The following is a 13,694-nucleotide window of genomic DNA, read 5'->3' on the forward strand; positions in this document are numbered from 1 at the left end:
TTGTTTTCGGTCAAATTGATATAATGCACCCGAATTGGTTATAGCAAGCCATAACGTATTTCTTGAATCTAAAAAAAGCAGACCATGATTCTTGCTCCGCTTTTTTAGTGTACTGATTATAAATTGAAAAATTTTGAATGGCTTTTGATTTGGGATCGATACGACAGACTCCGCCTTTCCACATGGCAACCCAAATGGCATTATCAAAATCCTTGACTATGCTTGTAACAAAATTGCTCTGAATTTTTCGTCCAGCAGATGATGTTGTTGAGTAAACATCATAGGTGTTTTGTTTTCTGTTCCAGTATCGCATTCCAGCGCCATCTGTGCCTATCCAGATATTTTTCTTTTCATCTTCGCAGAAAGAAAGCATAAAATTTGCAAGCAGGATCTTCGTCTTCTTTATGGGTTAGCGGATTTTTGCTTTTAAAATGATTAAAATAAAGCGGTTTTTTTCCCATCATACTTACGCCTCCGCGAAGAGTTCCAAACCACATTTCTCCAGTTTTGCTCTGGAATATATCATAAAGCGATTTACTGTTAAGCAATGAAACAGGACCGCTAGCACGATATAAAACAGGAGTGGTTTGATTTTTTGAAAGTGTAAAAAGACCTGCACCATCAGTGGCAATCCAAAGCCTGTTTTCTTGCTGAAAAAAATCACGGACAACTGTTTTTTCTTCGAAGTAATTTTTAGAATAGGTATTTAGACTGTGATTATATAGATAAGCTCCTTCATCAGATCCAATCCAGAGTCCTTCATTTGTTAGTTTGATACAATTTGCGCCAGTAATGGTATCGTTTAAGACTGTTATTCTTTTTGATTTGATATCGTATTGACAAAGACCAGTTCCTGTTATAAAAACATAGAAGATTTGTTTTTTTGCATTATAAGAAATAGATCTTGCAATGTAATCTAATTTACCATTAAATGGTATTGCAGTTCCAATTTGTTCGCCTTCTTTATAAACAACAATTCCTTCTTTTGTGGCAACAAGAATAATATGTAAAGAATGTACGGCAATTATTTCGTAAGCAGTAATTTTTAAAGGCTTGATCTTTTTGTTTGTATCATAATATTTCAACGGACTAAAAGAAGATCGTTCGGCATTAAAAACAACAGGGCCAGCAGTTGTTCCTATCCATAAATTATTTTCATAGTCACCTTCAATACAGCTAATTGCATTTCCTTGAATAGAATTTGGATCAGTATGAATATGACGGTAAATTTTAAAATCATTTCCATCATATCTGTTTAGTCCGTCAAAAGTTCCAAACCACATATATCCATTTTGATCTTGATATATTGTTGCAACTGAATTATTAGAAAGTCCTGATGAAATATCAAGATGCTTTATTGGGTAATTCTGTCCAAATGAAATTAGAGAAAGAAGACTAATAACTAGAAAAGACTTTAGCTTATTCATAGATTGTGGTTTAAAAAGCTGATGGCTCTTTTATATATGAAAAATAGAACGTTGCGACCTGAAAGCTGAATTGTTTTTTTGTTTCAATAAATGTTAAATCTGTATGCTTTGCGAAAGTAATAATTTATTGTATAATGTGTAGAAGTAACATTTGTTTTTTAATTGAAATGTACCAATCGCTTTTTTTGCCTTTTTCTTCTATTTTATAGATTAAAAATATGCGGTATTGTTTTAAGAATAGTGGTTTAAAAAATTACAATTTATGCGATTATTGAAAATGAGTTTATAAGGCTAATTATTTTTTTAATCGTTTTTTTTGGCGCTAAAAATTAGAAAATATGTTTTTATTCTATGTTCTAGATGAGCTTTTACGAAATTGTCCCCTTTTATAAATGAATTTTTCCCCGTCTTAAAAACTCCCTGTATCCTTAATTTGCAATGTGAGCTGATAAGCTATAACGTTTGAATAAGACTTTTTAATTTTTGTTCAAAGCGAGTCAGTAAAAAAACTTAACTAAATTATCTTAACCAAAAAAACTTAAACATGACCAACATTCCAATTAAGATTTATCGGAGAAACCTTTTCTCATTCTATTAAGAGAAACTTATTTAAAAGCAGTTTATAATTTTAATAGACGATACCCCCAAAACAGATATTAAAAGAATAAGCTTTGCTTTTTTATGAGTTTTTATCCCTACAATATTTTTGTAGGGACATTAATTAATAAAACTAACTTAAAACCAAACCAATTAAAAAGCATGAAAAGAATTAAATCCAAACTTTTACTTTTATTACTCTTGCTTCCTTTTTGTGTGTTTGCTCAAAGCACAATAAGCGGTGTAGTTCTGGAAAACGGGTCCAAGCAGCCCATACCAGGAGTAAACATAAAAGTAGCTGGGGCCAATATCAGTGCCTCTACAGACTTTGACGGAAAATTTCAATTGTCTGGTGTAAAATCAGATAGTAAATTGGTGTTTTCATTTACGGGTTATGTCACTCAAACCATTGCAGTTGGCACGCAAAAAAACATAAGTGTATATCTTGAAGAAGATACTAATCAACTAAAAGAAGTAGTTGTTCAAGTAGGTTACGGAAGCGTAAAAAAGAAAGATGCAACAGGAACTGTGACTGCTCTTTCTACAAAAGACTTTAATAAAGGAAATAATATTACAACAGAAAATCTATTTAGCGGAAGAGTCGCTGGTTTAACCGTAAATTCAACTGGAGCGCCAGGTTCTAGTTCTCAAATTAGAATTCGTGGAGGAAGTTCGCTTTTTGCGAGTAATGATCCGCTTATTGTTATCGACGGATTGCCTCTTGATAATACGACAAATACAGGATCTTCTTCGTTTTTAGCATCATTAAACCCTGCAACGGTAGAATCTATTACGGTTTTAAAAGATGCATCAGCATCTGCGATCTATGGTTCAAGAGCTTCTAATGGTGTTATCATCATAACAACTAAGAAAGGAAGCAAAACATTATCTGTAGACTATAATGTGCAATATGCAGCAGGTACATTGACTAAAACTGTTGATGTTTTTAGCGCAGACGAATTTAGAAGTGTTATTGCAGATAGAAGAAGCGATGATTTAAATAAATTAGGAACTGCAAATACAGATTGGCAAAAAGCAATTTATAGAAACACAGGGACAATCGATCAAAGTTTGGCTGTTAGAGGAAATTTGTTCAATATTATTCCGACAAGTTTAACTTTAGGAAATACCGATCAGCAGGGATTGCGTTTAACTAATAATTTTAAAAGAAATACGGTTGGTTTAGTGATGAACCCAACGTTTCTTGACAATCATTTAAAAATGAGACTTTCGGCTAATTATACAGACGAAAAAAACAGATTTACAGATGCTGTTGAAGGAGCAGCTATTGGTTTTGATCCAACACAGCCTATAAAAGTTGAAGGTGCGCCTTATGGAGGCTATTTTGAATATACTACAGGAGTTGATTCTAATGGAAATTATCCGTTAGTTTCGACAGCGACAAGAAATCCTGTTTCGCAATTGCTGAACACAAATGATAGAGGAACAAACGACAGAATTTTTGGAAATTTTGAAATTGATTATAAATTCCACTTTTTCCCTGCTTTAAGAGCCGTTGTAAATGTTGGATATGATGAATCGAATGGAGAAAGAAGAAGATTGGTTGGCGCTGATGCTGGTTCTGCTCCTTCAAATAACAACATTCCATACGGAACAGATGAATATACAGAAGCAACCAGAAAAAACAAATTATTAGACGGTTATTTAGTTTATAATAAAACTTTTAGTGCCTTAAATTTTGAATTGACTGGTGGTTATTCGTATCAAAAATTTCAAAGTTCAAAATTTGAAACGGGTAATATTTTAAATCCAGATTTACCGTCAACATTTCCTGAAACTACTCTTGATACAGATGTTGTCTTAATAGGATTTTTTGCTAGAACAAATTTAAACTTTAGAGATAAATATTTATTGACACTGTCATACAGAAGAGATGGTTCGTCAAGATTTGAAGAAGCTAATCGTTGGGGTAATTTCCCTTCAGCAGACCTTTGCATGGAAGATCAAAGAAGATTTCTTTAAAGACAGTACAACCTTATCAGATTTGAAATTAAGATTAAGTTACGGAATTACAGGTCAACAGGATATTCCTGAGCCAAACGGATATTTGCAAAAATATCAAGTGGGAAGCGGAAACTCTGAATACTATTTTGGTGATAGTCCTGTGCCGGTTGCACTTCCTTCAAAAAGAACAAACAATTTGAAATGGGAAGAAACTTCTTCTTACAATGCTGGTCTTGATTTCGGGTTTTTAAATAATCGCATTTCTGCTGGTCTTGATGTTTATTACAAAGAATCTAAAGATTTATTAGTAAATGCAACAATATCTGACGGTAGTAATTTTTCTAACCGTGTGTATCAAAACGTTGGAAGTTTTACAACAAAAGGTGTTGAGTTTACGGTTAATGCGAATGCCATTAAAACAGAAGATTTTAATTGGAATATGAACTTTAATATTTCAAAATTTGAAAGAAGAATTAAAAATCTGGTTAACGGAACTGATATCTTTTTAGGAGATAATATTGCAGGAACTGGAACTCCAGGACAAATTTTTAGAGAAGGCTATACTCCATATTCTTTTTATGTATATAAACAATTATACAACAACGAAGGAAAACCAATCGAAGGAGCTTTTGCTGATTTGAATGGAGATAATATTAAAAATGATTCAGATAAATACATCTATAACAACCCAGATCCAGATTTTACATTAGGATTTGCTTCTAACATGAATTACAAAAAGTTTGACTTTTCATTCAATTTAAGAGCAAGTATTGGTAACCGAATTTTTAATGCGGTAGATGCAAGTAGAGCGCAATATGATGCGATGGAAAACGGTGGAGTTTTGAGTAATATTCCATCTCAAGTTTTAGAAACTAATTTTCACACAACGTCAAATGTTGTGTTATCAGATCTTTATATTGAGAACGCTTCATTTTTAAAATTAGACAACATTACGTTAGGATATACATTAAGTAACTGGCTAAACAGTAAAACTACATTAAGAGTTTCTACAGGAATGCAGAATGTTTTTGTATTAACAAAATACAGCGGTTTAGATCCTGAAATTACAAATAATGGTGTAGATAAAACGATTTATCCAAGACAGCGATCAATTTTGTTTGGTCTTAATCTTAAATTTTAATAACGAAATCATGAAAAAATATATAGTAACAGCAATCGTTGCATTGACTTTGATTTTTCAGTCATGTACAGATGATTTGAATGTAGTTTCAAAAGACGACGACGTTCTTTCTTCTGATGTATTGTTTTCTACACCTGACGGATACAAAAAAGCATTTGCAGGAGTGTATGGAAATCTAACTTTAACAGGAGTGCTTGGACCAGATAATTCTTCGCTTGAAGGTGTAGATGCAGGAACAAGCCAGTTTACAAGATGTTTATTGTACATGCAGGAATTAACTACCGACGAATTGGTTTGGAGTTACGAAAATGACGCTGGAACAGCAGAGTTACAACGCAATATCTGGACAGTCGCAAATCCTATTATTTTAGGAATGTTTAGTAGAACGATGGTTTCTGTTGCCTATGCAAATGAATTTTTGCGTCAGAGTACACCAGAAAAATTAAGTTCAAGAGGTATTACAGATGCTGCAACTTTGACTGATATTGCGCTTTACCGCCAAGAAGTTCGTGTGTTAAGAGCATATGCTTATTATAACATGATGGATTTATTTGGAAAAGCACCTATGTATACTGAAAATGATCCTGTAAATTTTGCTGGACCAGAGTTTAACAGAAAGCAATTGTTTGAGTATATAGAATCTGAATTAAAAGCAGTTTTGCCCGATTTAAAAGCGGCAAGAACAAATGAATATGGTAGAGTAGATCAATCTATGGCACGAATGATTTTGGCTAAAATATATTTGAATGCACAAGTTTATATTCAGGCCAATCGTTTTGATGACTGTATTGCAATGTGTAACGCAATTATAGAGAGTGGTTATACTTTAAAACCAAAATATCTTGACAATTTCAAGGCAGACAATAATACTTCTCAGGAAATTATTTTCGGAATTCAGTCAGACGGAGCAGTTTCTCAAAACTGGGGCGCTACAACTGTTTTAACAAACGGACAAATTGGTGCTTGGGAAAATAATGGTGCCGATTTTGGAATTGGCGGCTGGACAGGAGCGCTTAGAATTAGAAAAGAGTTTGTTCAAAAGTTTGATGGTTCAAAATTTAGTCAAGATACCAGAAATACAATAGGAAAAGGTGTTCAGGGCGATCCATCAAAACAAAGATCTATTGATATTGATGATATTGGAGTAAAAACGCAAGGTTATATATTATCTAAATTTTCTAATAAAACTTCAACAGGAGTTAACGGTAGCAGTTCGACTTATGCAGATACTGATTTCCCATTATTTAGATTAGCCGATGTTTATTTAATGTATGCAGAAGCTACTTTAAGGGGAGGAAACGGAACAACGACTCAGGCTTTAAATTATGTAAACGCTTTAAGACAGAGAGCCAATTCGAATTCGACCGTTGGAAACATTACTTTAAGCGAATTAACGCTTGATTTTCTTATTGATGAAAGAGCCCGTGAATTGCATTGGGAAGCTCACCGAAGACAAGATTTAATCCGTTTTGGAAAATATACTGGAGGATCTTACAACTGGGCTTGGAAAGGAAACTCTTCAAAAGGAATTGCTATTCCTACTTACATGAGTGTTTTTCCAATTCCAGAAGGATCATTGGGAGCAAATAGAAATTTAACTCAAAACACGGGTTACTAATTTTTTTAACTTAAACGATATACAAAATGAAACTTATATATAAAATATTTATAGCTGTAGTATTGCTTACAGGATTTTGGTCTTGTGAAAACGAAGAAAATTTAATGATTTTAGAACCTCAAGAAGCAGCTTTTGGGCTTATAACTCCAGAAAATGGTTCTTCTATTATTCTAAATAAAGAAACGCCAAATAATACTGCGCTTACTTTAACTTGGGAAAAAGTAAGTTACGGAACTCCAACAATTGTTACTTATACAGTACAATTTGCGGCAAGCAATACTGAATTTGTCTGCACCGGTAGATATTACAACTTCTACAACTACTCATGCAACTATTACAGTAGCAGAACTTAATGCAAAAGCTTTAGCACTTGGACTTACTGCTGATACTGAGGGAACAATAGATATCAGAATTAAATCGACTGTTGGAACAACTCTTTCAGAACCAAAACTTTCTACTCCAATTACCATTGCAGTGACTCCTTATAGAGGTGAATTTCCTAAAGTTAATTTGTTCTTAGTAGGACCTGGTACTGCCGCGGGATGGAGTGTAGATAACAACAATATGCCAATTTTTAGAGATCCTAAAGAAAACGCAAAACAATATTATACAGGATATTTTAATGCAGATGGTTTTAAACTAATTGAGCAAATTGGCTTCTGGGCGCCGATGTATGGAACAAATGGTGCTGCAGTACAATACAGAGCAACAGAAAGTGATGCTGATCCAGGTGTGTTTCCAACGGCAGCTGCAGGTTATTATAGTTTTGAAATTAATCTAGAAGAATTGACATACAAAATTACTCCATATACAGGACCAATGACAACGTATGCAACGATTGGTTTGACAGGATCTGTTTTAACAGGTGATGATACTGGTTGGGATACTGAAGTTCCTTTAGTGAAATCTGATTTTGATGGACATATCTGGAAAGCTACTCAAACGTTGAAAGCAGGAAAAATGAAGTTCAAAGCAAACAATAGCTGGGATGTTAGTTGGGGAGATAACGGTGGAGACATTTTTGTTGAAGCAGGAAAATATGAAATCTGGTTCAATGACTTAGATGGTCGTTATATGTTCATAACAATTCCATAAGTTGAATTGAAAAATAAGAGAAGCCTCAATAAGCATGCTTCGAGGCTTCTTCTTACTTTAAAATCAAAACTTCACTAATTACAATTCATATCATGAAAAAATATATAAAGATTTTTGGATTACTTGCGGTACTTGCATTTCAAATCTCGTGCTCAAATAATGATTCTGCAGACACAGAAATTGTTAATCCGCCAGATGCAAGTGACACTTTTATTAGAGCATCAGACGTTTCTTTTCTTCCTCAAATGGAATCTTTAGGAACTAAATTCTACAGCAATGGCAAAGCAGAAGGAATGCTTACAACATTAAAAAATGCCGGTTGCAATACCGTTAGAATTCGTTTATGGAAAAATCCTGTAAATGGGCGTTCTGGCTTAAGCGAAGTAAAACAATTGGCTCAAAAAGCAAGACAAGTTGGTTTAAGAGTTTGGCTTACCGTTCATTATTCTGATGACTGGGCAGATCCAGGTATGCAGACAACTCCTGAAGAATGGAAAAATTTATCATTTACCGATTTAAAAAAGGCTGTTTCTGATTATACAGCAACTATAGTTTCAGAAATAAACCCAGATATTATTCAAATTGGAAATGAAATCAATAGCGGATTATTGTGGCCACAAGGACATTTAATTAATAACGAAGAGCAATGTTTAGCTTTATTAAGCGCTGCAAGTGCAACGATTCGAAGTAAAGCTCCAAACACAAAAATAATGATTCATTATGCAGGTGTTGATGGCGGTGCGACAGATTGGTTCTTCAATAAAATGAAAAGCATTGATTACGATTATATTGGGTTATCATATTATCCTGTTTGGCACGGAAAAGATTTGAATGTAGTAAAAAATACGATTGATGGTTTAGGGAAAAAATTCAGCAAAAAAGTCCTGATAGCAGAAACAGCTTATCCTTTTACTTTACTGCATAATGATCAGACAAATAATATTGTTGGAACAAGCGATCAGTTGGTGCCAGGTTATCCAGCAACTCCTGCGGGACAAAGAACTTTTGTAACAGATATTAAAAATATTGTAAAAACATCAGAATTTGGACAAGGATTTGCCTATTGGGGCGGCGAATGGGTTGCTTTTAAAGGACCACAATCAACAACAGGTTCTACATTCGAAAATCAAGCCTTGTATAGTTTTGATAATAATGCTTTATCAGTAATGCAAGCCTTCAGTAAAGACTAACACATGAAAAAATCACTTAAAATTATTTCTTTTTTAATTACCACTGCCATTTTATTTACTTCATGTAAATCTAAGATGGCAAGTGAAAAAGATTCTTTTTCGAAAGGAGCAGATGTAGGCTGGCTTCCGCAAATGGAAGCAACAGGCTATAAATTTTATGATGCAGACGGTTCTCAAAAAGACTGTCTGCAGTTACTAAAAGACCGCGGAATAAACACAATCAGGCTGCGCGTTTGGGTTAATCCAAATGATGATAAAGCTAGTGGACACTGTAGTCCAGAAGAAACGGTTGTTATGGCTGTGCGCGCAAAGAAAATGGGAATGCGTATCATGATCGATTTTCATTACAGCGATTCATGGGCAGATCCTGGAAAACAAAATAAACCTGCTGCATGGGCAAAACACTCTTTTCCAGAATTGTTGACAGATGTGTATCAGCATACTTATGATGTTTTAAAAATGCTTAAAAAAGCTGGCGTAACTCCAGAATGGGTTCAGGTTGGAAATGAAATACCAGGAGGTATGCTTTGGCCAGAAGGAAGCATAGATAACTTTAGTCAGTTGGCACAATTGCTTAATAAAGGATACGAAGCGACAAAAGCTGTCGATCCAAAAATGAAGGTCATTGTTCATTTGGACGAAGGAAATAAAAACGAAAAATTTAGATGGTTTTTTGATAAAGCAACCGAGAATAATGTAAAATATGATGTAATTGGTCTATCGTATTATCCGTTTTGGCTAAAAACCGATTATAAAGAAAATATTTCAGATTTAGAAAATAACCTAAAAGACATGGCTTCACGTTACAACAAAGAAGTTATGGTAGTTGAAGTTGGAGGAGATTATACATTAGAAGAAAACACCAAAGAAATGCTTGAAGCTACTATAAAAGCTGTAAAAAGTGTACCTAATAATAAAGGTCTAGGCGTTATTTATTGGGAACCACAAGGAGAAAAAAGCTGGAGCGGATATCAACTAAATGCTTGGCTGCCAGACGGAAAACCATCACCTGCATTGGATGCTTTCAAAAATTAAATAAATAATTTAAATTTTACGATTAAGCAATTTAAGTTTAATTGCTTAGTAGTAAGAGAATAGATAGAAAAATGAAACTAATTTTTAAATCAACATTATTCTTATTTCTACTCGTTTTTTCGCAAGAAAAAATGATGTCACAATCAACTACTGTTATTTTAAAGGACAACTGGCGTTTTTCTAAAGAAGTAAAAGGAGATGCTTTTTCGACAGATTATGACGCGTCTAAATGGGAAAAAGTTAGTGTGCCTCACGATTGGGCTATTTATGGACCTTTTGATAAAAAATGGGACATTCAGACTGGAATTATTGAACAAAATGGAGAAAAGGAAGCGACGGAAAAAACTGGAAGAACAGGATCATTGCCACATATAGGAACGGGTTGGTATCGTAATGTATTTTCTATTCCAGAATTCAGAAAAGGAAAAAAAGCGCTTCTTGTTTTTGAGGGAGCAATGAGTGAGCCTCAGGTTTTTTTAAATGGAAAAAAAATAGGAAACTGGGGGTATGGATATAGTTACTTTTTTATTGATATTACTAATGATCTTATTGCAGGTTCAGAAAATGTATTGGCTGTAAAATTAACTAACGAACCTTTTTCTTCAAGATGGTATCCTGGGGCTGGCCTTTACAGAAAAGTTAGTATTGTTGTAAAAGAGAACGAGAGTTTTGCGCAGTGGGGAACTTTTATAACGACTCCAGATACGAAAGATAATAATGCTATTGTTGATATTAAAGCAGAGTTTCATGGCGAGCAATGTTTCAATGGTAACTGAAATAAAGGATGCAAAGAATAAGCTTGTAGCAACACAAAAAAGCACAGAAACGGAAGATGGAAAATTTCACCAAACAATTTCAGTTGGCAATCCTCATTTATGGAGTCCCGAAACACCTTATTTATATACCGCAGTAACCAAATTATTTGCAGCTGATGGTAGCTTAAAAGATGAGCAAAATATAAAATTTGGTATTCGCTATATTAAATACGAATCTAACAAAGGATTTAGTCTTAATGGTAAAGTGACGAAATTTAAAGGAGTTTGTCTACATCATGATTTAGGGCCACTCGGTGCGGCTGTTAATAAAGTCGCACTTAAAAGACAGTTAACGATTCTTAAAGATTTAGGATGTAACGCAATCAGAAGTTCTCATAATATGCCTTCTTTCGAGCAATTAGAATTGGCTGACGAAATGGGTTTTATGTTTCTTGCAGAAAGTTTTGACGAATGGGCAAAGCCAAAAGTAGAAAACGGATATCATCGTTTTTTTGAAGAATATGCAGAAAAAGATATTGTAAATTTAGTTAGAGCTACACGTAATCATCCTTGTATCGTAATGTGGAGTTCAGGAAACGAAGTTCCAGATCAATACGGGGCAGAAGGTCTAACCAGAGCTAAATTTTTACAAGATGTTTTTCATAGAGAAGATCCAACACGTCCTGTTACAGTTGGAATGGATCAAGTAAAGCAAACTATGGCTTCTGGTTTTGGATCTCTTTTGGATATTCCGGGATTAAATTATAGAGTTCATCTTTACGAAGAAGCTTATAAAGCATTTCCGCAAGGATTCATTTTGGGTTCAGAAACAGCTTCTACAGTAAGTTCAAGAGGAATTTATAAATTTCCTGTTGTACAAGAAAAAAACAAACAATATGATGATTTGCAATGTTCGTCTTATGATTTAGAAGCTTGCAGTTGGTCAAATGTACCTGATGATGATTTTGTGCTTCAAGATGATAAATCATGGGTTATTGGAGAGTTTGTTTGGACAGGATTCGATTATTTAGGAGAACCTACACCTTACGATGAAAAATGGCCATCAAGAAGTTCTTATTTCGGAATTTCTGATTTGGCAGGATTGCCAAAAGATCGTTTTTATCTTTATAGAAGCAGATGGAATACTAAAGATAACACGCTCCACATATTGCCACATTGGAATTGGAAAGGTAGAGAAGGAGAAATTACTCCAGTTTTCGTTTATACAAATTATGACAGTGCAGAACTTTTTGTAAACGGAAAAAGTATGGGAATTCAGAAAAAGAATAATGCAACTCCTCAAAACCGTTACCGTTTGATGTGGAATGATGTTAAATATGAGCCTGGAACTGTAAAAGTTGTTGCATTCGATTCAAATGGTAAAATAGCCGCAGAAAGCACCGTTAAAACTGCGGGAGATCCTTATAAAATTGTTCTTGATGCAGATCGAAAAACGATTAAAGCGGATGGTGAGGATATATCTTTTGTAACGGTTTCGGTAGTAGATAAAAACGGAATTCCATGTCCTACAGCAGATAATGAATTGCAATTTAAAGTAACTGGTGCTTGCAACTTATCGAGTCGCATGTAACGGTGATGCAACATCATTGGAAATATTTCATGAGAATCATATGAAGCTTTTCAGTGGTAAACTTGTTGTACTTGTTAAATCAATCAAAACAGCAGGCAAGATTCAGTTAGAAGTAAAAGGAAATGGACTACAAACAGGAAAAATTAACTTAAAGGCTGAACTTTAATAACAAATAATATATTTTTTAGTAAACCAAATTAAGCACCAAGTCACACATAAAAAAAGCCACAAATGAATTTGTGGCTTTTTTTATGTGTATAGAGTGAAATTTAATTTAGCAAAAAACAGATAAACTTTTTTATTTTTTAGTTAACCAGTTGATATATAGAGAATAAGAAAATGGTTTCATTTTATAATTTGCAACATGATTACCTGCATTTATTTATGGTAAAATGTTTTTGTGAGATAACTTTGGCCCAGTCAAATTAATCATAAATTTTATAATGCGTTTTTTTCCTCTGTACAACCGAAGCCATAAAAAACAGAAATATTTTAATTAAGATAAAGGCTCGGAAAAAATAAATCACTTATTATGAATCTAAATTAAAAATTATGAAAAAGTATCATTTATTAATTGTTGTTTTTTTCTTGTCACTGGCGATGTCAGCACAAAGCGCTCAGTCATTTTTGCTTAATTTATATGGAGGTTATACCTTTTCGGATAAGGTAGATTTTGATTCCTCTTATGCGCGAGTAGAAGATGGTTTTGAATATGGTATAGGTTTAGAATATTTTATAATGGATAATGCCTCAATAGAATTAAAATATAATAGACTAGATTCAAGAATGCCTTTATATACAAAAGTTACTTTAGCTAATGGCGGTAACACTATTCCTGCAGGAACTCAACTTAATGCTGGCGACGATAAGGGAGCTATTAATTACATTCTAGCAGATTACACGTATTATTTTGGCTCAAGTTCACAAAAAGCTCTTCCATTTCTTGGTGCGGGCGCAGGGGTCGCAATTCTTGAAACGCCAAGGAGCGGCAGCGGAACATATTTTGCATGGGAAATTAAAGCAGGTGTAAAAGTAAAAACGAGTTCACCATTATCTGTTAATCTTCATGCATATCTGCAATCAATGTCGGCAGCTGTTGGATATGATTACTATTGGGACTATTATTGGGGGCCAGTAGCAGTTACCGATTATGCTTCGACGTTTCAATTTGGACTTGGTGCTGTACTTAGCTACGATTTCAGTAAATAGTAATTGTCCCGATAAAATTGCTAATAAAAAAGCCTGAGAATGCTCAGGCTTTTTTATTGCGATGATTATAT

General features: G+C 33.9%; 10 protein-coding genes and 1 pseudogene. 9 read left to right on the forward strand and 2 right to left on the reverse strand.

Annotated features, from left to right (window positions below; all coding sequences use genetic code 11):
- Positions 1-10: 10 nt before the first annotated feature.
- Entirely contained in the window at positions 11-373 is a 363-nt protein-coding gene (locus P5P87_RS02265) for a two-component regulator propeller domain-containing protein (protein ID WP_278022851.1), read from the reverse strand.
- Positions 351-1,427: a ligand-binding sensor domain-containing protein gene (locus tag P5P87_RS02270; RefSeq protein WP_422854085.1), complete on the reverse strand. Its 1,077-nt coding sequence runs from the start codon at positions 1,425-1,427 to the stop codon at positions 351-353. The genes P5P87_RS02265 and P5P87_RS02270 overlap by 23 nt, the downstream gene beginning before the upstream one ends.
- A gap of 759 nt (positions 1,428-2,186) precedes the next feature.
- Between P5P87_RS02270 and P5P87_RS02275 the strand changes: the two genes are divergently transcribed.
- The 9 genes and pseudogenes from P5P87_RS02275 (at position 2,187) to P5P87_RS02315 (ending at position 13,623) form a co-directional block, all read left to right on the forward strand.
- Entirely contained in the window at positions 2,187-4,007 is a 1,821-nt protein-coding gene (locus P5P87_RS02275) for a SusC/RagA family TonB-linked outer membrane protein (RefSeq protein ID WP_278021414.1), read from the forward strand.
- On the forward strand, positions 3,934-5,130 hold the full coding sequence (locus P5P87_RS02280) for a TonB-dependent receptor domain-containing protein (protein ID WP_278021415.1): 1,197 nt from the start codon (positions 3,934-3,936) through the stop codon (positions 5,128-5,130). Before P5P87_RS02275 ends, P5P87_RS02280 begins: the two co-directional genes overlap by 74 nt.
- 10 nt (positions 5,131-5,140) lie before the next feature.
- Positions 5,141-6,748, forward strand: a complete 1,608-nt coding sequence (locus P5P87_RS02285) for a RagB/SusD family nutrient uptake outer membrane protein (protein ID WP_278021416.1) — start codon at positions 5,141-5,143, stop codon at positions 6,746-6,748.
- Positions 6,749-6,774: 26 nt separating this feature from the next.
- Positions 6,775-7,101 (forward strand): SusE domain-containing protein, encoded by a 327-nt coding sequence (locus P5P87_RS02290; RefSeq protein WP_278021417.1) that lies wholly within the window; start codon positions 6,775-6,777, stop codon positions 7,099-7,101.
- Complete coding sequence (locus P5P87_RS02295; protein ID WP_278021418.1) at positions 7,034-7,843, forward strand: SusE domain-containing protein; 810 nt, start codon at positions 7,034-7,036, stop codon at positions 7,841-7,843. The genes P5P87_RS02290 and P5P87_RS02295 overlap by 68 nt, the downstream gene beginning before the upstream one ends.
- 92 nt (positions 7,844-7,935) lie before the next feature.
- Positions 7,936-9,033 carry a glycoside hydrolase family 53 protein gene (locus P5P87_RS02300; protein ID WP_278021419.1) on the forward strand — a complete coding sequence of 366 codons (1,098 nt, stop codon included), beginning with the start codon at positions 7,936-7,938 and terminating at the stop codon, positions 9,031-9,033.
- Positions 9,034-9,036: 3 nt separating this feature from the next.
- Positions 9,037-10,068 (forward strand): glycoside hydrolase family 53 protein, encoded by a 1,032-nt coding sequence (locus P5P87_RS02305; protein ID WP_278021420.1) that lies wholly within the window; start codon positions 9,037-9,039, stop codon positions 10,066-10,068.
- 71 nt (positions 10,069-10,139) lie between these two features.
- Positions 10,140-12,580: pseudogene (locus P5P87_RS02310) on the forward strand (DUF4982 domain-containing protein).
- Positions 12,581-12,966: 386 nt separating this feature from the next.
- Positions 12,967-13,623, forward strand: a complete 657-nt coding sequence (locus P5P87_RS02315; RefSeq protein ID WP_198857248.1) for an outer membrane beta-barrel protein — start codon at positions 12,967-12,969, stop codon at positions 13,621-13,623.
- Positions 13,624-13,694 lie beyond the last annotated feature (71 nt).

This window comes from Flavobacterium ginsengisoli (assembly GCF_029625315.1).
Lineage (GTDB): Bacteria > Bacteroidota > Bacteroidia > Flavobacteriales > Flavobacteriaceae > Flavobacterium > Flavobacterium ginsengisoli.